Origin of the sequence: Deinococcus marmoris (assembly GCF_001949125.1) — a bacterium.
Taxonomy (GTDB): Bacteria; Deinococcota; Deinococci; order Deinococcales; family Deinococcaceae; genus Deinococcus; species Deinococcus marmoris_A.
The window spans coordinates 51,202-72,373 of record NZ_MSTI01000107.1 but is presented as its reverse complement, the minus strand read 5'-3'; the positions used below and the strand labels follow the sequence as shown (position 1 = coordinate 72,373).

General features: G+C 64.2%; 23 protein-coding genes and 1 pseudogene. 14 read left to right on the top strand and 10 right to left on the bottom strand.

Annotated elements, in window-relative coordinates; all coding sequences use genetic code 11:
• The first annotated feature begins 363 nt into the window (after positions 1 to 363).
• Positions 364 to 987, top strand: a complete 624-nt coding sequence (locus BOO71_RS16135) for a class I SAM-dependent methyltransferase (RefSeq protein ID WP_075831535.1) — start codon at positions 364 to 366, stop codon at positions 985 to 987.
• Positions 984 to 1,442 (top strand): hypothetical protein, encoded by a 459-nt coding sequence (locus tag BOO71_RS16130; RefSeq protein ID WP_075831536.1) that lies wholly within the window; start codon positions 984 to 986, stop codon positions 1,440 to 1,442. Before BOO71_RS16135 ends, BOO71_RS16130 begins: the two co-directional genes overlap by 4 nt.
• Here the strand turns inward: BOO71_RS16130 and BOO71_RS28815 are convergent.
• The 4 genes and pseudogenes from BOO71_RS28815 to BOO71_RS16115 all read right to left on the bottom strand — a co-directional run.
• Positions 1,433 to 1,623, bottom strand: a pseudogene (locus tag BOO71_RS28815) (IS4 family transposase); the annotation flags it as partial. The gene BOO71_RS16130 and the pseudogene BOO71_RS28815 overlap by 10 nt on opposite strands.
• Before the next feature lie 385 nt (positions 1,624 to 2,008).
• On the bottom strand, positions 2,009 to 3,169 hold the full coding sequence (locus BOO71_RS16125; protein WP_075831537.1) for a sensor histidine kinase: 1,161 nt from the start codon (positions 3,167 to 3,169) through the stop codon (positions 2,009 to 2,011).
• Positions 3,159 to 3,860, bottom strand: coding sequence for a response regulator transcription factor (locus tag BOO71_RS16120; RefSeq protein ID WP_075831538.1), 702 nt, complete (start codon positions 3,858 to 3,860; stop codon positions 3,159 to 3,161). Before BOO71_RS16120 ends, BOO71_RS16125 begins: the two co-directional genes overlap by 11 nt.
• 31 nt (positions 3,861 to 3,891) lie before the next feature.
• Positions 3,892 to 4,293: a TlpA family protein disulfide reductase gene (locus BOO71_RS16115; RefSeq protein WP_075831539.1), complete on the bottom strand. Its 402-nt coding sequence runs from the start codon at positions 4,291 to 4,293 to the stop codon at positions 3,892 to 3,894.
• Between the two features lie 34 nt (positions 4,294 to 4,327).
• Here BOO71_RS16115 and BOO71_RS27920 point away from each other — a divergent pair, with 34 nt between their 5' ends.
• The 11 genes from BOO71_RS27920 to BOO71_RS16060 all read left to right on the top strand — a co-directional run bounded on the left by BOO71_RS27920 (position 4,328) and on the right by BOO71_RS16060 (position 14,532).
• A complete protein-coding gene (locus tag BOO71_RS27920; RefSeq protein ID WP_175607407.1) occupies positions 4,328 to 4,489 on the top strand; it encodes a hypothetical protein in 162 nt (53 codons plus the stop codon).
• 20 nt (positions 4,490 to 4,509) lie between these two features.
• Complete coding sequence (locus BOO71_RS16110) at positions 4,510 to 5,574, top strand: peptidase C39 family protein (RefSeq protein WP_254843091.1); 1,065 nt, start codon at positions 4,510 to 4,512, stop codon at positions 5,572 to 5,574.
• Positions 5,575 to 5,874: 300 nt separating this feature from the next.
• Positions 5,875 to 6,309 carry a four-helix bundle copper-binding protein gene (locus tag BOO71_RS16105; RefSeq protein ID WP_075831540.1) on the top strand — a complete coding sequence of 145 codons (435 nt, stop codon included), beginning with the start codon at positions 5,875 to 5,877 and terminating at the stop codon, positions 6,307 to 6,309.
• 93 nt (positions 6,310 to 6,402) lie between these two features.
• Positions 6,403 to 6,933 (top strand): DUF305 domain-containing protein, encoded by a 531-nt coding sequence (locus BOO71_RS16100; RefSeq protein ID WP_217694871.1) that lies wholly within the window; start codon positions 6,403 to 6,405, stop codon positions 6,931 to 6,933.
• 19 nt (positions 6,934 to 6,952) lie between these two features.
• A complete protein-coding gene (locus BOO71_RS16095) occupies positions 6,953 to 7,270 on the top strand; it encodes an NADH-quinone oxidoreductase subunit A (RefSeq protein WP_075831541.1) in 318 nt (105 codons plus the stop codon).
• A complete protein-coding gene (locus tag BOO71_RS16090; protein ID WP_075834063.1) occupies positions 7,261 to 8,169 on the top strand; it encodes a complex I subunit 1/NuoH family protein in 909 nt (302 codons plus the stop codon). Before BOO71_RS16095 ends, BOO71_RS16090 begins: the two co-directional genes overlap by 10 nt.
• On the top strand, positions 8,166 to 9,329 hold the full coding sequence (locus BOO71_RS28400) for an NADH-quinone oxidoreductase subunit J (RefSeq protein ID WP_217694872.1): 1,164 nt from the start codon (positions 8,166 to 8,168) through the stop codon (positions 9,327 to 9,329). The genes BOO71_RS16090 and BOO71_RS28400 overlap by 4 nt, the downstream gene beginning before the upstream one ends.
• Positions 9,326 to 9,637, top strand: coding sequence for an NADH-quinone oxidoreductase subunit NuoK (gene nuoK / locus BOO71_RS16075; RefSeq protein ID WP_075831543.1), 312 nt, complete (start codon positions 9,326 to 9,328; stop codon positions 9,635 to 9,637). Before BOO71_RS28400 ends, nuoK begins: the two co-directional genes overlap by 4 nt.
• Positions 9,634 to 11,541, top strand: coding sequence for an NADH-quinone oxidoreductase subunit 5 family protein (locus BOO71_RS16070; protein WP_075831544.1), 1,908 nt, complete (start codon positions 9,634 to 9,636; stop codon positions 11,539 to 11,541). The genes nuoK and BOO71_RS16070 overlap by 4 nt, the downstream gene beginning before the upstream one ends.
• Positions 11,542 to 11,599: 58 nt before the next feature.
• Positions 11,600 to 13,102 carry a complex I subunit 4 family protein gene (locus BOO71_RS16065; protein ID WP_075831545.1) on the top strand — a complete coding sequence of 501 codons (1,503 nt, stop codon included), beginning with the start codon at positions 11,600 to 11,602 and terminating at the stop codon, positions 13,100 to 13,102.
• Entirely contained in the window at positions 13,099 to 14,532 is a 1,434-nt protein-coding gene (locus BOO71_RS16060) for an NADH-quinone oxidoreductase subunit N (RefSeq protein ID WP_217694873.1), read from the top strand. The genes BOO71_RS16065 and BOO71_RS16060 overlap by 4 nt, the downstream gene beginning before the upstream one ends.
• A 133-nt stretch (positions 14,533 to 14,665) precedes the next feature.
• Here the strand turns inward: BOO71_RS16060 and BOO71_RS16055 are convergent, their stop codons facing one another.
• From BOO71_RS16055 to BOO71_RS16030, 6 genes are all read right to left on the bottom strand, one after another.
• Positions 14,666 to 15,088, bottom strand: a complete 423-nt coding sequence (locus tag BOO71_RS16055) for a TlpA family protein disulfide reductase (protein WP_075831546.1) — start codon at positions 15,086 to 15,088, stop codon at positions 14,666 to 14,668.
• A gap of 233 nt (positions 15,089 to 15,321) precedes the next feature.
• Complete coding sequence (locus BOO71_RS16050; RefSeq protein ID WP_075831547.1) at positions 15,322 to 16,419, bottom strand: sensor histidine kinase; 1,098 nt, start codon at positions 16,417 to 16,419, stop codon at positions 15,322 to 15,324.
• 34 nt (positions 16,420 to 16,453) lie between these two features.
• Positions 16,454 to 17,125: a winged helix-turn-helix domain-containing protein gene (locus BOO71_RS16045; RefSeq protein WP_075831548.1), complete on the bottom strand. Its 672-nt coding sequence runs from the start codon at positions 17,123 to 17,125 to the stop codon at positions 16,454 to 16,456.
• Between the two features lie 22 nt (positions 17,126 to 17,147).
• Complete coding sequence (locus BOO71_RS16040) at positions 17,148 to 17,735, bottom strand: DUF305 domain-containing protein (protein ID WP_075831549.1); 588 nt, start codon at positions 17,733 to 17,735, stop codon at positions 17,148 to 17,150.
• A 148-nt stretch (positions 17,736 to 17,883) separates the two neighbouring features.
• Complete coding sequence (locus BOO71_RS16035) at positions 17,884 to 18,147, bottom strand: metal-sensitive transcriptional regulator (RefSeq protein ID WP_075831550.1); 264 nt, start codon at positions 18,145 to 18,147, stop codon at positions 17,884 to 17,886.
• An 85-nt stretch (positions 18,148 to 18,232) separates the two neighbouring features.
• Positions 18,233 to 18,436 carry a CopZ family metallochaperone gene (locus BOO71_RS16030; RefSeq protein ID WP_075831551.1) on the bottom strand — a complete coding sequence of 68 codons (204 nt, stop codon included), beginning with the start codon at positions 18,434 to 18,436 and terminating at the stop codon, positions 18,233 to 18,235.
• 161 nt (positions 18,437 to 18,597) lie between these two features.
• On the opposite strand from BOO71_RS16030, the gene BOO71_RS16025 reads away from it, so the two are divergent.
• Positions 18,598 to 21,123 carry a heavy metal translocating P-type ATPase gene (locus BOO71_RS16025; protein WP_075831552.1) on the top strand — a complete coding sequence of 842 codons (2,526 nt, stop codon included), beginning with the start codon at positions 18,598 to 18,600 and terminating at the stop codon, positions 21,121 to 21,123.
• Positions 21,124 to 21,172 lie beyond the last annotated feature (49 nt).

Genomic DNA, 21,172 nt, shown 5'->3' with positions numbered 1-21,172 from the left:
CATTGACCGGGACATTGCCGTGCGTGGCGTGACACAGAAAAAGGACGCCAATAATACGGATTCCGTATAACATGAAAGCGGCTGAGTGCCTGTCCAGCTTCGTCGTGACCGTCACCCCAGACGACAGTGAGAATGACTGCTGTAAGGTGACGGCGGACAATCAGGTACGAAGGGGTGCCGTTGTAGACGACCAGGGCGGTTGCTGCGGGCTGGTGTGACAAGCCGACGTCGCCCTCGACACCAACAGCAAGGTCGTGGGGAAAGTTTCCCGGTCGACGGACAGTTCGAATAGCCTTCAGGGCACGTCCATCTGTTTTTTGGGGACGTAACAAGGCGTCCCTGACTTCAAGGAGGAGAGCCAGCGTGGCGAATTCCGAGCGCGTCCAACACCTGTATGACCGGGCCGCAAAACGGTACGACGCCGTGACACGCCAGGCAACACTGAACGCGCTGCGCGCCAGATTGCTTTCCGGTGCCTTCGGCGACGTGCTGGAACTTGGGGTGGGAACGGGCGCGACCTTCGCGCATTATCCGCTGTCCCTACACAGCCTCACCGCCCTGGACGTCAGCGGCGCGATGCTCCGAGGTGCGCGAGTGAAGGCGCTGCCTCTGCCGTTCCCCGTTCGGCTGATGCAGCGCGACTTTCAAACCCTGCCATTTCCTGAAGGCAGCTTCGACACGGCTGTCAGCTCTCTGGCGCTGTGCGGCATACCCGATCCACAGCGCCTGTTCTCCGAGCTGCGCCGGGTCTTGCGTCCGGGCGGCCAACTCCTCGCGCTGGAACATGTTCGCCCACCCAATGCGCTGCTCGCCAGCGTCGCCAACCTGCTTGATCCGCTGTTCGATCACGTCGTCGGGTGCCATCTGAACCGGCCCACATCCGAGTTGCTGCACAACGCTGGCTTTCGGGTCGAAGTGCGGGAACGCCGCCTGGGAGGCATTCTCGTCGCGCTCAAAGCCACGCCCGAACAGGACGGTAGCGCATGACGCCTGACCGGCTTGAATTGACGCAGGCGTTGCTGAGAGTCTACGGCGTGGCGTTCGCGCTTAACTTCGCATGGGAGATGCTGCAAATGCCGCTCTTCGGCGACATGGACTGGTCGCCTGCTTCATGGGTCCTGTGTGCGGCGGCCTCGCTTGGCGACGCGGCCTTTTCGGCCGCTGCCTACGCGGCACTTGCCGTGTGGCATCGGGACACCTGGTGGATACGCCGCCGGCGTCTCCTCGATCTGACGCTGGTGGTCATGGGCGGCACTTTGTCGGCTTTCCTCGGGGAGCGGATCACGCTGGCCCTCGGCTGGTGGTCCTACCGTCCCCTGATGCCGCTCGTACCGGGGCTGGGCGTGGGTGTGGTGCCGTTCGTGCAACTGGCCGCGCTGACCGTCGTTACGTTTGAAATCATGCGCGCCTTCGGACCGGGCCGACGGACGCTTAGGAGCTGAAGGCTGGCCCCGGAGACGACTCGCTCCCACCTTACGGCCTGACTGACCTGTGTCTGGCCCCTCCGTCCTTGACTCCGCACCAGTCTCCCCTGGTTGTCATGTCCTGCTGGTCCTTCGCCCCGACATGGGTCATCCAGGCCAGCGCGATGCACAGCAATCCGAACAGTCTATATATCCGATCCGGTCCGCAGCCGTCGTGTGCAGACGCCTCAGGCCATCCGCGAGCGCTTTCACTCCCTGAAGTCGGCGTTTTGCGTCCACCCAATTGAATGGTCCCCATTCCATATTACCGCTGGATAGAGGCGGGGTTCGCACCTGAATACCCGGGCCACCGCAAAAGCTGCGGGATGGCCCAGCCCATCTTCCACGTCTGGCGAATTCTATTGCCCCCTGACAGCGGACGCCTGGCCCATCCCGCAGTCGAAAGCAGAGATTATCTGTGGCATAACGCCAGCTGGCGGTTCCCAATGGTTTTGTCAGGAGTGTCACCAAAATTCCTGAACGTCACACACCCTGCGGATGTTCAGCGGGCCGCCAGTGACGTTGGCGGCCCGCTGTTCCCTACGTCAGGCCATGTCCTGCTGGCCTGAACGCAGCCCGGACGCCGCCAGGGGAAGTTCCACGGTCACCGTGGTCCCGACACCCACCTGACTGCTGAGTGAAACGCGTCCGCCCATGGCCTGGACCAGATGTTGCGAGACGGTTAAGCCCACGCCCACGCCCACGTTCTCTTCCGCGTCCCGCGCCCGCGACTGATCTGAACGGTAAAACCGCTCGAAGACGTGCGGCAGGTCCTGCTCACGGATGCCTTCACCTGTGTCCGTAACCGTGACCTGACCGCAGGTGGGCAGTCTGCTGACCTGCACCGTCACCCCGCCACCTGTGGTGTGCCGCAGGGCATTGGACAACAGGTTGACCAGCACCTGCATCAACCGGTCAGGATCAGCCAGGACCGCCGTTTCCTGCTGCACATCCAGTTTCAGGTCCAGGTCCTTCAAGGCAAAGGGGCGCTCAAACTGGGCGAGGGCGGCGCGCGTGATCTCGCCCAGAATAACGGGCTGGTTGACCACCGACATCATTCCGGCCTCTGCCTGTGTGACCAGGGACAGGTCCTGCGTCAGCCGCTCCAGGCGGCGGATCTCGCGGAGGATGTCAGGAGCCGCCTCCTCGATGCTGAACACGCCGTCCAGCAGGCCCTCGGTCAGACCGCGCATACCTGTGAGCGGCGTGCGCAACTCGTGGGCGACGGTGCCGATCAGCTCGCGTCGCCGCTCCTCGGTGGCCTCCAGCGCCTGGGCCATGCGGTTAAAGCTGCTGGTCAACTCCCCCAGCTCGTCCCGGCCCATCTCCGGCAGCCGCTCGGCGTAGTGGCCCGCCGCGATGCGCGTGCTGGCGTGGCTCAGCCGCTGGACCGAGCGTAGGATCTGACGACTCACGAACGCGCTCACGGCCAGGGACAGCATCAGCGTCGCCACACTTGCCACGAACAGTGCGCTGCCAAATGCCCCGGTAAAGCCGTCCGAGAGCTGGCGGCGCATTTCTGGAATATCGCGAATCCCAAACATCTGCATCATCTGCTTGATGTGCGTCTGGTAGAACAGCGGCGCGCTCCACTCCGCGATCAAGATCATGGTCACGGCGGACAGGACGATCACCAGCAGGTAAGACAGCAGCAATCTGGCCCGCAAGCCGGGGCTGGTGAACCGGGACCATCCGCTATTCGGCATGGCCAAAGCGGTAGCCCACACCGCGCACGGCGTGAATGAGCCGGGGCGATTGCCCGGACTCCCCCAGTTGTTTGCGCAGGCTCACCATGTGGACGTCCACCACCCGGTCAATGCCCGGAAAGTCCTCGCCCCACACCCGCTCGATCAGCTCCGTGCGGGTGAAGACCCGCCCCGGAGTCTTGACCAGAACGTACAGGAGATCAAACTCCAGCGCGCTGAGATCCAGCCTTTGCCCGGCCAGGCGGGCCGTGCGCGTGACCGGATCAATGCGCATGTTCCCGTAGACCACGGCTGCCGGGGCCGCCTCACCGGACACGCGCCGCAGCACGGCCTTGACCCGCGCCACGAGTTCGCGTGGACTGAACGGCTTGACCATGTAATCGTCCGCCCCCAGTTCCAGCCCCAGCACCCGGTCAAGCTCTTCTCCGCGTGCGGTCAGCAAGATGATGGGGACATCAGACACGGCGCGCAGCCGCTTGCAGATTTCCAGGCCGTCCAGTCTGGGCAGCATCACATCGAGGACCACCAGCGCCAGGCCAGGAGCCTGCGCCGCCTGCAACCCGTCCAGACCGTCAGATGCAGTCAACACCTGGAAGCCCTCACGCTCCAGGTAGGCGGCCGCCACCTTGCGCACGCTGGGTTCGTCGTCGACCACCAGGATGGTTCTGGCCCCTTTTTCTGAATAGGTCATCCCGTCCTCACACCCTGAGTTGGCGCTGCGTTCAAAACGACACGCCAATCTTCCGGGCGTTCAAACGCAAACTGTCCCGGTTGAGGGGACCCGAGTGCTTGGCCTGCACGACGCCCTGCGCGTCAACGAAAAAGGTTTCTGGCACGCCAGCAACCCCAAAGTTGATGGCGGTTTGGGCTTGAGGGTCCAGGACACTGGGATAGGGTACGGCAAACTCCTGTTTGAACGCCCGCGCCGCGTCCGCCCGGTCCTGAAAGACCACACCTATCCCCCGGACGTTCCGGGCCTGCTGGGCAAATTCCCGGAGCAGCGGGGCTTCCTCCCGACAGGGGACGCACCACGACGCCCAGAAATTGATCACGGTGGGCTTGCCTGCCTGCCCGCCCAGGCTGAGGGACTGACCGCTGAGGGTCACCAGCGTAAACGCCGGCACCGGCTGTCCAATCAGGGGAGAACCTGGCCCAGCGTTGGGCTTAAAACCTGTACCGCAGGAGGCATTTGAGGCCTGGCTCGAGACCGGTCAGTTCACAGATATTCCGACGTTGGCCCGCCGCGCGCTCAAGCTTTACCCGGCCAGCAAGGAACTCCTGCGCTTCCAGGCCCAGGTCAGCCAGCAGGTGGGCCAGTGACGCTGGACGGCGGCAGGGGCTTGACACGGCGGCCCCGTGCGAGTGTGCTGCCCCTGACTTTACCCGCTGCTCTGCTGCTTTCGGGGGCGATGGCGGCCCCCTACACGCAGCAGACCAGTTACGGCGTCCCGTCTCCCCTCGTCCGGGTTGCGCAACTCAACGCCAGCGTGCCATCCACCTGGCAGGCGTTGCCGCAGATAACGGGCGGACGCCTTCAGGGGGGGGAGGTCCGCGTCGCGCCGTTCAACGAGTTGATTCCCAGTTGGAACGTCACCGGAACGCCCACCAGCGCGGCAGAGGTGGAAGTGCGGGTGCGGCGTCCTGATGGCAGTTGGACGCCCTATTTCGGCTTCGGTACCTGGAGTGCGTCCGGTGTTCGGTCCAGTGACCGCGCGGTCCGAACGCCGGACGGTGAGGTCAGGACCGACACGCTGGCGCTCCCGTTTCTCAGCGTCGCTTTTCAATTCCGCGCGGCGCTGGGGCCGGGGCTGGTCCCCCGCCTGATGTCGTTCAATACCTCGGACACTGCCCTACGCTTCCAGGACCAGGGCCGGGCGGGGCAGCCCACAGCCTGGAACAGGAGCCTGACGGTGCCAGGGCGCTCGCAGATGATCTACCCGAACGGGGGAGAGGTGTGGTGCAGCCCGACGAGCGTCAGCATGATCCTCGGCTTCTGGAAGCGCCCCGTTCGTGTGCCGGACGCCGCCCGCGCCACCTTTGATCCGGCGTATGACGGGTTTGGCAACTGGCCGTTCAACACCGCTTACGCCGCCACGCAGGGCCTCCAGGGTCTGGTGACCCGGATGGGCAGTTTGCGTGACGCTGAAGCGTATCTGGTTCGGGGCCTTCCGCTCGCCGTGAGCCTGCGCCTCAAAGCAGGGGAATTGCCCGGCGCACCCCTGTCCTGGTCCAATGGGCATCTGCTGGTCCTGCGGGGGTTTGATGCCGGGGGCAATCCAATGGTCAATGATTCGGCGGCCCGCAGCGACGACACGGTCAGCCGCGTTTATCCCCGGGCGGTGTTTGAGCGGCTGTGGCTTGGCCATGCGGGCGGCATGGCTTACGTGATGGCCCCGCAACCCTGAAAACAGTGAACTCAGAAAGTGGTCTGGTGCTGGAGCCACATGACCCTATTGCCGTGAATTCCAGGCGTTCCTCTGCTGTTATCCAGCGCTACGACTGCACGTTTCCCAGTCCATTCACCTTGAAGGATACTTAACGCAAGCCTGCGCTTTACACGAACTTAACAGGAAGCGACTTAGATCAGTGGTGCATCAGAAATTGTTCACCCGTCGGCCCGAACCCTGGCGGCCTCTCCCGACGATGATCTGATGCTCCCGGACCGCTCCGCCATTTCTTCCCATCCCATTCCTGGAGGTTTTGCCATGACCCAGAACGCCGGTTCCACCATCACCCGTATGCTGCAGATGCACCCGCAGATTGACAAGTCGCCTTTCGATCTGGGTGCGCTGACCGAGTGCATCGACGCCTGTTTCGAGTGCGCGCAGATCTGCACCTCCTGCGCCGACGCTTGCCTGGGCGAGACCGAACACGCCGGACACCTGATGCACTGCATCCGTCTCAACTCGGATTGCGCCGACATCTGCATCACCACCGGGCGCGTGCTGGTGCGCCAGACGCAGCCAGAACTGGCCGTGATCCGCGCGCAACTTCAGAGCTGCCTAGCCGCCTGCAAAGCGTGTGGTGACGAATGCCAGCAGCACGCCGAGAAGATGAGCATGAAGCACTGCGAGGTGTGCATGGAGTCTTGCCGCCGTTGCGAGCAGGCCTGCCAGGCACTGCTGGCGACCCTGAACTGAACGCCTGAAGTTCACGACGCTCGCTGCCTGCCAGGGACATCAAGCTGGCAGGCGGTTTTTTCCGCGCCCAGATGTGCGGCCCAGGAGAAATCCATGAACGAATCCATGCATCGTACGCCGGGCCACGGCGACGACAACGCCATGCCCGATCATTCCAAGAAAAAGTCGATGGGCGGCAGTTACGGACGTTTTGCCGCCATGATTGCCACCTCCACCGTGATCATGTACGGTCTGATGTACCTGAATACCTATCAGTGGGATCATATTTACTTCAGCCAGACGCGGATGTGGATGGCGCTGTACATGGGCGCGGTGATGGCCCTGATCATGCTGGGGTACATGCTGAACATGTACAAAAACAGCCGGACCAACATGGGCATCCTGATCGGCAGCGTGGCGGTCTTTGCTGGCGCGTTGTACCTGGTGCGGTCCCAGGTTACCGTGGGTGACGTGGCGTGGATGAAAGCCATGATCCCGCACCACTCCATTGCCATCCTGACCAGCGAGCGGGCGCAGATCAAAGATCCGCGCGTGCGCGAACTGGCCGACGGCATCATCAAAGCCCAGGTCCGCGAAATTGCTGAGATGAAAGTGCTGATCGCCGATCTGGAGAGCAAGAAATAATCTGGACCGGGGAGCCTCTATGCTGCTCAACCTTTACTCCGCTGTTGCGCTGGCCGCTCTGCTGGTCTTCGGGCTGGCGCTGCTGGCCGCCGCCCTCTGGCGTCCCCAGGTCCGGCACCTCACACTGCCCGACGCCTGGAAGCAGTACCGCTTCGGCTTCCCCACCTACGCCCTGATCTTTCTGGCTTTCGACATGGAAATGATCTTCATGTACCCGTGGGCCGTCGTGTTCCGGGGCATTGGGCTGGAGGCTTTTCTGGACATGCTGGTCTTTATCGCCATTCTGCTGACTGGTCTGACCTATGCCTGGAAAATGGGCGGGCTGGAATGGGAGTAGCTGGAATAGGTATAGTCGGCGGCGCTTTCCTGACCCTGCTGGCGCTGTGTGTCGGCGCGGCACTGACTTTCTGGCTGGAACGGGCGCTGACGCCCGCAGTTGGGGCCGCGCAGCCGCTCACTCTAGATCAAGACGTGCAACTGGGCCATGCGGACCGCTGGATGTATCCTGCTGGCCCCATTTCGGCGCTGTTCGGCGTGACGGCGGCGGCAGCAGTCCTGCCGTTTGGACCGGGGCTGATCGGAGCAGACCTGGGCATCGGGGCTTTTTACTTCATCGTGGTGGTGGATTTTGTGGTGCTGGGCGTGGCGCTGGGCGGCTGGGGCGCGGGAAGCCGCAACGCGGTGGAAAGTTTTTACCGCATTACTGCGCAGCTCGTGTCGTACGTGGTGCCACTGGGACTGGCCTACGTCGGCGCGCTGATGATGGCCGCCTCGCTGTCCACCACCCGCATCGTGGAGGCGCAGAGTGACGTCTGGTTCATCGTGTTGCAACCGCTGGGCTTCATCCTGTACCTGATCACCGGGCTGATGCAGGCGTACCGCGCGCCGTTTTACGAGCCGCTGTCCGAACACATTGGCGGCGGCGTGTTGAGCGCGGTAGGCGGCTGGAAAGCGCTGCTGTGGCGCGTATCGCTGGCCGGGCTGCTGTTCGTGGTCGCGGCGATGGGCGCGCTGCTCTATCTGGGCGGCTGGCTGGGACCGTGGCTGCCCGGCCCGGTGTGGATGCTGCTCAAGACCTTCGCGCTGATGGCGTTGATGCTGTGGCTGGGCCGACGCTTCAAGCCGCTCAGCACCGCGCAGATGCTGTCTCTGTCATGGCGCATCCTGATTCCCGCTGGACTTCTCAACGTGCTGATCGTCGGCGGGCTGATTCTGGCGGGGGGGGGGCCACAGTGATCCTGAGCGTAGCGATGCAGTGGCTGGCCTTCGGCCTGTTTGCCCTTCTGGCAGTGCTTGGCGCGCTGGGTATGACCACCACCATGAGTATGTTCCGCAGCGGCATCTTTTTAATGGCCTCGTTCATCGGCGTGGCGGGGCTGTTTATCCTGCTGTCCGCTGACCTGATCGGGCTGCTGCAAATCATGATGTACATCGGCGGGATGTTGGTGATGATCCTGTTCATGCTGCTGTTCTCGATGGACCCCGGCGGCGCGATGATGGCCGGGATGCAGATGTCGCCGGTGGAGCGTCTGTTCAGCCGGGGCCTGAAGCCGCAGGGCGAGAACGACGGGAACGGGCATCAGGGCCACGATATGGCCGGGATGGGCCACGGCGATGCTTCCTCCAGCGCAGATGACGGACACGGTCAGGCCGACGCACCCAGCGACGGTATGGCGGGCATGGATCACGGCAGTATGAAGATGGACATGGGCGACGGGAACCGGGCGCACCCCGCCCACCACCACGCCGCCATGAATCACGCTGGAGCGGATGAGGCGCAGATGACGCATGGGGACTCTGGCCCTGAGCAATCAACATGGGGTGCTGATCATTCCAGGATGACCCACGGTGAAATGGATGCAGGCCAGACCCAGGCCCACCACGCCATGCCGCACGGTGAAGAGCCGGGGCCGGTGTCACCGGAAAGCGGCAGCGGGCAGGCACAGATGGACCACTCCAGCATGGATCACGGGAAGATGGATATGGGTGGTATGTCCGGCATGGATCACGGCGACATGCAGATGGACGGTGACATGGGCGGTATGAACGGCGATATGGATATGGGCGGTATGGACATGAGCATGGTCACGCCCGCCCGCCCCTGGGCCGCGTGGCTGGGTCTCGCCGTGACCGCCGTGCTGGTGGGCCTGCTGCTGTGGCGTCCGGCGTGGCCCATCAGCAACGTCGCCTTCAGCACCGATTCGCCGCAGCAGATCGGCATGCTGCTGATGGGCAAATACATGATCGCCTTTGAGGGCGCGGGCCTGCTGATCCTGCTCGGCATCTTCGGCGCGGTGTTCCTGCAACGTCCCGGCTCCCATCCCTCCGATCCGGGGCGGGAGGCTTATGTGACTGCCGACAAGAATCCTGTCCCCATCTCAAAGGACGAACCGTGACCCTGCCCCTGAGCGCTTACCTGATCGTGGCGGCCCTGCTGTTCGGCATCGGCATTTACACGGTGGTGGCGCAGCGCTCCGCCGTGATGGTCCTGATGGGCGTGGAACTGCTGCTCAACGCCATTGGCCTCAACCTGATCGCCTTCTGGCGTTACGTGCGGCCTGACGACTACTCCGGCCAGATCTTTACCATCCTGATCGTGACCGTGGGGGCCATAGAAATGGCGGTGGGCCTCGCCATCATGATGCTGCTGTACCGCAACCGCCAGACGCAGCAGGTAGACGACTATCAGGAGCTGAAAGGGTGACGGCGTTGCTGCTGCTGGTGCCGCTCGCGCCGCTGACCGCCTCCCTGCTGATCGCTGTGTGGGGCAGATACGCAGGCTGGCTCAACGTCCTCGGCGTCAGCGTATCGGTGCTGGCGCTGCTGCTGATTGGCAGGGCAAGTCCGGCACTGTCGGGACCGTGGTTTGAGTCAGGATCATTTCAACTGACGGTGGGCCTGTCACTGGACGGCCTTTCCAGACTGCTGAGTTTCCTGGTTGCAGGTGTGGGCCTGCTGGTCAGCGTCTATGCGGTGGGCTACATGCGCGGCGAGACCCGGCAGCCGCGCTTCTTCGCCACCCTGTCCTTCTTCCTCGGCGCAATGCTGACGCTGGTGCTGGCCGACTCCTTCGCACTGCTGTTTGCCGCGTGGGAGGGCGTGGGACTGGCCTCTCACCTGCTGATCGGCTTCCACTTCACCCAAGTAGAGGCCCGTAAAGCTGCCCTGAGGGCGTTTCTGATGACGCGCGTGGGGGATGTGGGGCTGCTGCTCGGCTGGCTGCTAGCATTGAATTTGACGGGCACCAGCGATATTGGCGCGCTACTAGGACAGGTGGTGAATCTGCCTGCTGGAACGGTGGAACTACTGGCCCTGCTCTTTTTAATCGGGGCCATCGGCAAGAGCGCCCAACTGCCGCTGACCGCCTGGCTGCCGGACGCGATGGTGGGGCCGACGCCCGTTTCGGCGCTGCTGCACTCGGCCACGATGGTGGCGGCAGGGGTGTACCTGCTGTTGAGGCTGGAGCCACTGTTCGCCGCCGCGCCCGCCGTCTTGCTGGCGGTGGCGGTGATCGGCGGTCTGACGGCGCTATTTTCCGCCCTCGTCGCCACCGCCCAGACGGACCTCAAGCGGGTGCTGGCGTGGTCCACGGTGTCGCAGCTCGGCGAGATGTTCTTCGTCTACGGGCTGGGCGGCCCTTACGCGGCAGCCTTTCACCTGGGCGTCCATGCGCTGTTCAAGTCGGCACTGTTCCTGAGTGCTGGAGCAGTGCAGCACGCGGCAGGCACGCTGAACCTGGGCAAACTGGGCGGCCTGGGGCGGACCATGCCACTGACAGCCACGGCCTTCACCCTGGCGGGCCTGACGCTGGCGGGGGTGCCGCCCTTCGGCGCGTTCTGGAGCGAAGAAGCGATTTTAGGGACGGCGGTCCAAAGCGGCGCGTGGACCGGCCTGTTCATGCTGGGGCTGATCTTCCTGGCAGGCGTCTACATCGCGCGGGCGGGCGTGACGACATTCTGGCCGGGGGAGAGGAAGACAGAGGCGCGTGAGGTGGGCGCTTTGATGGTCTGGCCCGCGTTGATCCTGGCCGTTGCCGCGCTGTTTGGCGGTCTGCTGGGCGGGGCGCTGCGTGACCTGCTGCCGTTCCCCGAAGCCCCGGAAGTGGCGCTGGGCTGGCGAATTGCCGCTATTGCCGCCAGTGTGCTGGGCCTGGTCTGGGGCGGCGTGCGGGCGGCGCGGCTCAGCGACGCCCCCGCACTCGGAATGTGGCCGCGTGCGCTGGGTGCAGCGCTGGAAAGCCTGACTGTGGGTGTGGCGCACCTGACCTGGGCGCTGTCTCTCGCCCTGCAACGGGTGGAAGCTGGACTGGACGGCGCGGCGCGGGCGGTGGCCCATGCAGCCCTAGGCAGCAGCCGGGGCGTTCAGCATGCGGAATCCGGTCTGGACACCTCTGGGCGGGCCGTCGCCGATTTCGCCGTGTCGGGCGCGAACCTGACCGCACGCGCCGAGGAAGGCGGTTTCGCGCAGGGGGCCGATGGTCTGGCGCGGGGATTAGGCAGCCTGGGGACGTGGCTGCGTGGCCTGGAAAGCGGGAAGATCTACCTCTACACCTTGATTCTCTTCGGCTGGATGCTGGTTATGACGCTGGGGGCAGTGCTATGGCGCTGAAGGCCGCCGCTTCGGCAAAAAGTGTTTTGAATAACTCACAACAATGGATGGCCCAATCATGGTGAACCTCATCATCTTTCTGCCCCTGTTGACCGGCCTGCTGATTCTGGCGCTGCCCGCCTCGCGCCCCGCGTTGCTGCGCTGGACGGCGCTGGGCGGCTCGGGACTTACCCTGCTGGGCAGCCTGTGGCTGTGGCTAGGCTTTGACCGTTCAGGTCTCGGCGGCGCGGCGGGCGGCGTCCAATCGCGCACATTGCTGGACTGGATTCCTTCCATTGGCGCGAGTTACGACGTGGGCCTGAGCGGTCTGGGGCTTGCCATGATCGTCCTGACGGCGCTGCTGATGCTGCTGGTGATGGTCTACGTGTTGCCCCAGCGTGAGCGCGTCAAAGAACACGCCTTTCTCTTTTTACTGATGGGAACGGGCTTGCTGGGCCTCTTTGCAGCTCAGGATCTGCTGCTGTTCTATCTATTCTTTGAAGTGGCGCTGGTGCCGATGTATTTCATCGTGGGCATCTGGGGCGGCGAGGGACGACGCTACGCGGCCATGAAGTTCTTCCTGTACACGCGCGCGGGCAGCCTCGCCATGCTGCTCTCGTTTCTGGCGCTGTACCTCGGCACCCCTGGCACAAATGGCGCGGCCCATAGCTTTTCCATCACAGCCGTCGCGGCGGCGCAGCCCTACGCCGGAACGCCTGCCGCCTTCTGGGTCATGCTGGGGCTGCTGCTGGGTTTTGGGGTCAAACTGCCCACCTTCCCGCTGCACAACTGGCTGCCCGACGCGCATGTGGAAGCGCCCACTGAAGGCAGCGTGATGCTGGCCGGGGCGCAGCTCAAGATGGGCGCGTTCGGATTGCTGTACATCCTGCTGCCACTGATGCCGGACACGGTACGGCAGTATGGCTGGCTGCTGGCCGCACTGGGCGTGATCTCTATGGTCTACGGCGCACTGGCCGCTCTGGCCCAGCGCGATCTCAAGCGGCTAATCGCCTACACCTCCATTAACCACATGGGCTACGTGATGCTGGCTGCGGGCCTGTGGGGGCTGACGAACAGTCCGGCGGTGCGGGAACTGGTGTTAGGTGGCGCGGCCTTCCAGATGGTCAGCCACGGCCTGCTGACCGGGGGGATGTTCTTCCTGGTGGGCATCCTGGGCCACCGTGCCGGAACACGGAACATTGACGCTTTCGGCGGGCTGATGGCCCTGCCCCGCTTCGCCGGACTGCTGGCATTGCTGGCCTTCGGCTCGCTGGGGCTGCCGGCACTATCAGGCTTCGTGGCTGAGTTTCAGGTGATCGGCGGCGCAGTGGGCGTGAACGTCTGGTGGGCGGTACTGGCGGTCATCGGGTTGCTGGTTTCGACGGGTCTGTACCTGCGTGTGCTGGCGGGCGTGCTGATGGGCCAGAAACCCGACGGCCTGGACATTCAGGATTTGAACGGGCGTGAGTTGTGGGCCATTGTGCCGCTGGCGGCCCTCTCGCTGCTGCTGGGCATCTTTCCTTCCCTGCTGCTGGGTGTGGTGGCCGCGACTGACGCCGTGACCGGGGCAACGGGCCGGTGAAATGCCTGGAGCTGTGGGCCGTCGGACCGGAACTGGCGCTGGGGTTGATGTGCCTGCTGTTGGTCCCGCTGGCCGGATTCGTGCGCGGCAAATGGCGCAGTCTGCCGTCCATCGTCGCCGGATTCGGTTTAACCGCCGCCCTGATCCTGACCGCGCGGATGCTGCCCTGGTCGGGTCAGGAGGTGTTCTGCGGCACTTACGCGGTGGACGGCTTCGGCACTGTGTTCAAGGTGCTGATCATCGGCTCGGCGCTGCTGGCGCTGCTGCCCATCGCCGCTTATTTTCGCGGGCGCGACGCTGAACCGCACGCCCCGGTGGCGCTGACCTTTGCCACGTTGGGCGGCGTCGGGCTGGCTGGAAGCCTGGACCTGGGGTTGATCGTGCTGTTTCTTCAGATGCTCAGCACGGCGTCGTACCTGCTCGTGGGTATGACGCGCGGCGGCAAGCGGGCTAACGAGGCGACAATGAAGTATTTCATCTACGGCGCGGTGGCGCTGGCCGTGATGGCTTACGGATTGACCTTCCTGTACGGCCTGACCGGCAGCCTGTCGCTGACCGAGATCGGCATGGCCCTTTCCGGCGCTGACCCGGTGTGGGTGTGGGTGGCGCTGAGTTTGGTGCTGGTGGGCTACGCCTTTGAAATCACTGCCGTGCCGTTTCAGTTCTGGGCACCCGATGTCTACGCCGGGGCGAGCGCGCCCGTCACGGGGTTCATCTCGGTGCTGCCCAAGATCGCAGGCTTCGCGGGCCTGCTGCGGCTGATGCTGGTTGCCTTCCCGGATGGGCTGGCGGGCTGGCCCACGCTGATCGCGGTGCTGGCTGCCGTCACGATGGCGCTGGGCAATCTCGCCGCCCTGCGCCAGACCCATCTCAAGCGGCTGCTGGCGTACTCCAGCATCGCGCAGGCGGGCTACATCCTGATCGCGGTGGCCGTCTCAGGCACGGTGGACGGGGCGCTTCCAGCGACGGGATATTACCTTGCCGCCTACACCTTCATGAATCTGGCGGCCTTCACGGTGGTGGCGCAGTTGGAACGCGTTAGCGGGCAGGACGCCCTGACGGGGCTGCGCGGCCTGTCTAAAACTGCGCCCGGTACGGCGGCGCTGCTCACGCTGGCCCTGCTGTCGCTGGCGGGCATTCCGCCGCTGGCCGGGTTTCTGGGCAAGGTGCTGCTTCTTCAGGTGGCACTGTCGGGCGGCCTGACCTGGCTGGCGGTGTTCGCGGCGCTGAATATGGTCATCGGGCTGTACTACTACCTGCGGCCCGTGGTGGAGATGTACCTGCGTGCGCCGGAGGGGGAAATCCGGCTGCACGTTCAGCCCGGCTACCCGTGGGCGCTGGGCCTGACCACGCTGGGAACGCTGCTGCTGGGGCTGTGGCCCGCCCCGGTGCTGGCCCTGCTGGCGAACCTGACCCGGCTGCTGCGGTAACGGGACAACTCAGATCATCTGGTGATAGACGCGAGGGCCGCGTGGTGACCGTGCATGGATAGCATTGAAGGACAGGGTGTGGAGTAGGTTCACCAGCTCCACCCCCGATGTGGGACACGGCACTACACTTGATCTACAGGATCAACTTCAATCCATCCAGAATGTCCTGTTGCGCGAGAGCGCCGTGAACAGTTTTCATGACGTGGCCTGAGGGGTCAATGAACAGGATGGTTGGAACCGTGTGGACGCCGTAGGTGCGGACCAATTGCTGCCGGACATCAACGGTGCTAACCATGCCAAGGGCAAAGTCGCGTTCGTACCGATTCAGATTGGCGCGCGTGTCCTGTTCCAGCACCCCGACGACAAACAGCCCACGGTCAGCGTACTCAAAGCCCCAGCTGCGCAGCAGCCAGTCATTCGCCTGGCACACAGCGCAACGGGTGTTCCAGAACTGAAGAATTAGGGGGTGACCACGCAGCACGGCGCTGGAAAATGGCGTTCCTGTGGCTGAAACCAGCGGTGCAGCCAGAAGTGAAGCCATGCTGGGACTGGTCATGGTCAGGGGTGCTCCCCCGCGGCGGCAGGCGGATTGAAGGCTGCCAGAGTTAACACCACAGCCAGCGCGCGCACCAGTCCCTCTTTTCTATTCAACATGCTGAACCTCCCAGACGGCGACCAGTGGGGGTGTTCCTAAGCCTCTGATTCTGCCGCGCGTTAACCCGTTTCAAAGTGAATACCGTCATGTAAACAATACGGTGTCCTGCGCCGCTCACACCAGACAACTGGCGCTCATGTGGCAGGGTGGGCGACCAGCAGGGTGAAGGCGAACACGCTTCCGGCGCTGCTGGAGGTGGCAGTCAGGGTGCCGCCCATCCGTTCGGCCAGCCCCCTGGCAATGGTCAGGCCCACGCCGCTGCCTTCACCCTCACCGCGTGTTCGGGCCGCATTCGCCCGGTAAAAACGCTCGAAGACACAGCTCAGATGTTCCGGCGCGATCCCCGGACCCGTATCCCGCACCTCAAAGCGCACCGCCGCCCCCTGCTGCCTGGCGCTGAGTGTCACCTGACCGCCGCTGGGCGTATGCCGCAGGGCGTTGCTCAGCAGGTTGGCCAGAATCTGCGACGTGCGCTCGACATCCCCGGTGACAGGGGGCAGCGGAGAGGAGAGTTCAAGGGCCAGGCGCAGTCCGAATTCCTCGGCGGCACCCTCAAAGCGCGTCCTGGCGGTGAGCAGCACCTCTTTAGGCTCAAAGGTGCTGAGACGCAGTTCCACAGCTCCTGCCTCCACCTTTGACACCAGGCTCAGGTCCCGGGCCAGACGTTCCAGCGCCCGCATTTCGCGGAGAATGGCCTGCGAAGCGGTTGCCGGAGCCATCACCTGATCTTCGAGCGCCTCGGCATAGCCGCGCAGGGCACCCAGTGGCGTGCGCAGTTCGTGGGCGACATTGGTGATCAGGTCAACGCGTCCGCGCTCAACTTGCTCCAGTGCGCGGCCCATGCGGTTAAAATGCCGGGCCAGATCGGTCAGTTCATCCTGGCCTTCCTCGGGCAAGCGCAGGGTGTATTCGCCCGCCGCGATGGCGTGGCTGCCGTCACGCAGCAGCACCACACTCCGCATCACCTGACGGGCCGAGAACAGTGCGGTGAGGGCTGCGACCGTCAGTGACAGCGGGACCGAGGCAAGCAGCGCCGAGGTGAGGGTGTTGCGCATCCCGAGTTCCAGATCCGGGCGCAGTGACGCGCCGGTGGGTCCGATGAGCGCCGCCATCTGCTCGACATGGTGACGCACCAGTGCAGAGGCGAGCAATTCGGTCACGATCAGCAGCGCCCCCACGGCCACCATGATGACCAGCAGATGCGAAAGGAACAGCCGCGAAAAGAGTTTCACGGCTGGGTATCCCAGAGGTGCAGGTGATCAGTGGTCATGCTGGATCGTCCTTGAACCGGTAACCGACGCCGCGCACGGTTTCAATGTAGCGTGGACGTTCCGGGTCGTCGTACAGTTTCTTTCTGAGGCTGGTGATGTGGACGTCCACCACACGCGAGGAACCGGAGCGCGCGCTGTCCCAGAGACGCTCACGCAACCGCTCACGGCTCCAGACCAGACCGGGATGCTGCGCCAGGGTGAGTAGCAGATCGTATTCCAGCCGGGACAGCTCCAGCGCGGCCCCGTTCAGCGTGACCTGGTGGCTGCGGGCGTCGAGCAGCAGGTCACCGCTGCGCGCTTGATGGCGCACGCCCGCGCGGCGCGGCAGGACACGCACGCGGGCCATCACCTCACGCGGACTGAACGGCTTGACCACGTAATCGTCGATGCCGGTGTCCAGGCCACGCAACTTGTCCTCTTCCTCACTGCGAGCGCTCAGCATCAAGATGGGCAGCTCCAGGCCGCCTGACCGGGCCTGAGCGGCCACCTCCAGGCCACTGAGGCCCGGCAGCATCCAGTCGAGAATGACCAGATCGGCGCGGACCATCAGCGGCAGGGCAGCGTCGCCACTCACGGCTTTGATGACCGTATGGCCCTCGGTCAGCAGGTAAGCTGCCAGGATTTCCTGAATGGCCGGGTCATCGTCCACGATCAGGATCTGGGCCATGTGCCTCCCCCGGCCAGTGTTCTTACATGCCGCGTTTGATCAGCCACTGCCGGTACAGGTACATCTCGTCGGCCTGGTCACGGATGATCTCGCGGGCCAGTTTGGTGACGCGGGCGTCGCTGCTTTTCTGGAGGGCCAGGGCCGCCATCTCGATGGCGCTGGCATGATGGGGCAGCATGCCCAGGACAAATCCGGCGTCGGTGTCCTTGTTGGCCTTGAGGGCTTTGAGCATGCCGTCCATTTCTTTGGCCATGCCGGTCTGCCAGGTCTTGTCCACACCGCCGAGCGTCCCCAGCCAGGTGGTCATGTCGCTGATTTCTTTTTGCTGGGCGCTGATGACGTCTTTGGTCCAGGTCTTGACCTGCGTGTCCTTGACGTTGTTGACCACCGCCTTACTCATGTCAATGGCCCCCTGGTGGTGGGCGATCATCATGGACAGGAAAGCGCGGTCAAACGCCTTGCCACTGAGTTTGGCCAGGTCTTTGTTTTCCTGGGCGCTGTGGGTCATACCCGGCATGCTCATCCCGTCCATTTTCTGTGCGGGGGCCAGGCCCAGCAGGGTCAGGGAAAGGGCGGCGAAGAGCGAAGCAGTCTTGAGCGTATTTTTCATGGGGTAACCTCGCTCATCACGCTAAAGCAGGGCTGTTAAGTTCGCGTAAAGCGGGGCGTGAGGTGAGAAAAGCGAAGGTTGCAGCGCGCAGCAAGATCTTCCCGCCGCCAGATTGGCCCACGGGAAGACGCTGTGCTGACTCGGTTGTTCAGGTGTACTTGAGAGCTTCCATCAGTTCCTCGACGATCTCGATGCTGTCGCCGCGCTGATGGGCGGTGGCCACATGCGCTTCCAGGTGTCCGCGCAACACCACTTCGCCCGCACCAGATAGTGCGCCCTGTACCGCCTTGATCTGCCGCAGCACATCCACGCAGTAGGCGTCTGGATTATCCAGCATCCCCACGATGGCGTCGAGGTGGCCGCGCGCGATCTTCAGGCGGCGCGAAGCCCGTTTGCGGGCGTCTTCGGGCATACATAGCCGATCAGACACCCCGCAGGGGGGCGAGGCGGGCTGACTGACGGGGCCGCTCTGACTGGTGGAACTTCTTTTACCAGTCTTACTGGCGGAGCTGGGCACCGTAGCCCTCGTCCTTGACGGCGGCCAACAGGGCCTGGGGATCGGCCTGGCCCTGCACCTGAGCGGTGCCGCCTGCCAGGTCGACATTCACGTCCTGTACGCCGGACACCGATTTGAGGGCTTTGGTCACGGCACTCTGGCAGTGTCCGCAGGTCATGCCGCTGATGTTCAGTTCAGTAGTCATGCCCGAATGCTACACCCTCCCCGGGAGGGTGTCAAGAGTGCTGGAAGAAACTCCTGTTCTTTGGGATGTTTTAATGGTGGTGTCATCACCATTTTACTTGATTTTAAAGACTACCCGTCCTATATTATCTTATATCCCCCCAGGGGGGATCAAGGAGAATCATGACTGCAAGCGAGCTGACAACTCTAGAAATTGGTGTCCAGGGGATGACCTGCGCGAGTTGCGTGGGCCGGGTGGAACGTGGCCTGAAAAAAGTGGCGGGCGTTCAGGAGGCCAGTGTCAACCTCGCCACCGAGCAGGCCAGGGTGAGCTTTGATCCGGCCCAGACCGATGCCCGGACCCTGATCGCCACGGTGCGCGACGTGGGCTATGAACCCATCACCGCTGAGCTGGACCTGCCCATCACAGGCATGACCTGCGCGAGCTGTGTCGGAAGGGTCGAGCGTGCGCTGGGCAAGGCGGACGGCGTGCTCAGCGCCAGCGTCAACCTCGCCACCGAGCGCGCCCATGTCCAGTACCTCCCAGCCAGCACCACGCCCGGCCAGCTCCGGGCCGTTGTTCGTGACGCTGGATACGACGTGCCGGACACGGCACAGGGACCGTCCGGCGCGGATACCCAGCGGGCCGCCCGCGAGGCCGAGGTCCTGCATCTGCGCTCACAGGTGATTTTCAGCGCTGTGTTTGCCGTGCCGCTGCTCCTGATCGCCATGTTGCCGATGCTGTGGCCCGCTCTGGAACGCAGCCTGATGGCGTCTGTGGGCATGGGGGCGATGAACTGGGTGATGCTGGCGCTGGCCGTGCCGGTGCAGTTCGGCCCCGGACGGCGCTTCTACCGCCTGGGCTGGGCCAGCCTCAAGCACCGCAGCCCGGACATGAACGCCCTGGTGATGATCGGCACCTCCGCCGCCTTCTTTTACAGCCTGGTAGTCACGCTGGCCCCGCAGATCTTCCCGGTGGGGACGGCGCATGTCTACTACGAGGCGTCGGGCGTGGTCATCACGCTGATCCTGCTGGGCAAGTATTTCGAGGCGCTCGCCAAGGGGCGCAGCAGCGAGGCCATGAAATCGTTGCTCTCCTTGCAGCCCAAGGAGGCGCGGGTGTTGCGGGACGGTGAGGAACGGCTGCTGCCCGTGGATGACGTGCAGGTGGGAGACACGCTACGGGTGCTGCCCGGCGAGAGCATTCCACTGGACGGTGAGGTTCTGAGCGGTCAGAGCTACGTCAACGAGAGCATGATCACGGGTGAGAGCGTCCCCATTCAGAAAACTGGAGGCGCAGCCGTGATCGGCGGCACCCTGAACGGCAACGGCGCGCTGACGCTCAAGGCCACCCGCGTCGGCAACGACACCGCCCTGGCACAGATCATCAAGTTGGTAGAAACGGCCCAGGGCAGTAAGCCGCCGATTCAGGGTCTGGCCGACAAAGTGGTGGCCGTGTTCGTCCCCGTCGTGCTGGTGATCGCCGCCGTGACCTTCGCGGTGTGGTTGCTGCTGGGCGGCGAGGGCGCGCTCAGCCAGGCCCTGATCAACATGGTGGCGGTGCTGATCATCGCCTGCCCCTGTGCGATGGGCCTGGCCACTCCAGTCAGCGTGATGGTGGGAACCGGCAAGGCCGCCGAACTGGGCGTGCTGTTCAAGAGTGGCACGGCGCTGGAGGGTCTCCAGGCCACCCAGGTCATCGCCCTGGACAAGACCGGCACGCTGACGCGCGGCCAGCCGGAGTTGACGGACCTGACGCTGGTGTCGGGGTTTGAACGCGGTGAGGTGCTGCGTCTTGTCGCGAGCGCCGAGCAGGACAGCGAGCATCCGATTGCCCGCGCCATCGTGGACGCGGCCAAGCGGGAGGGCCTGAGCCTGAGTGCGCCGGAGTCGTCCCAGGCCGTGCCGGGGTTCGGCCTGGAGGCTGTGGTGGACGCCACGCGGGTACAAGTGGGCGCAGACCGCTACATGAGCAAGCTGGGCCTGGGGCTGGCCGACTTCGGGGCGCAGGCCGAGCAACTGGGCGATGAGGGCAAGAGTCCACTGTACGTGGCGCTGAACGGTCAACTCGCCGCCATTCTGGCGGTGGCCGATCCGATCAAGGACGGCAGTCGGGAGGCGGTGGCGGCGCTGCACCGCCAGGGCCTGAAGGTGGCGATGATCACGGGTGACAATGTCCGCACTGCACAGGCAATTGCCCGGCAACTGGGGATTGATCAGGTGCAGGCCGAGGTATTGCCCGGCGACAAGGCCAAGGCGGTCCGGGCCTTGCAGGAGGGCGGGCAGAAAGTGGCGTTCGTGGGTGACGGCATCAACGACGCGCCCGCACTGGCCCAGGCCGATGTGGGCCTGGCCATCGGCACTGGTACCGATGTGGCGGTCGAAACGGCGGACGTGGTCTTGATGTCGGGCGATTTGCGAGGCGTTCCCAACGCCCTGGCCCTGTCCCGCACCACGTTGCGCAACATCCGGCTCAATCTGTTCTGGGCCTTTGCCTACAACGCGCTGCTGATTCCGGTGGCGGCGGGCGTGTTGATTCCCGCCTTCGGCATTCGGCTGAGTCCGGTGCTGGCCGCCGCCGCGATGGGCTTTTCCAGCGTGTTCGTGCTGACCAACGCCCTGCGGCTGCGGGGATTCAAGCCGCCTCTGCCGCCCAGTGCACCCAAGCTCCAGCCCGGTGACCACGACGGGCAGCTCGTGACCACCTGAGCGCTGTCCGCGTTGCCCCCTGTTCTCCCGCCTTTCTCGCCATTACAGG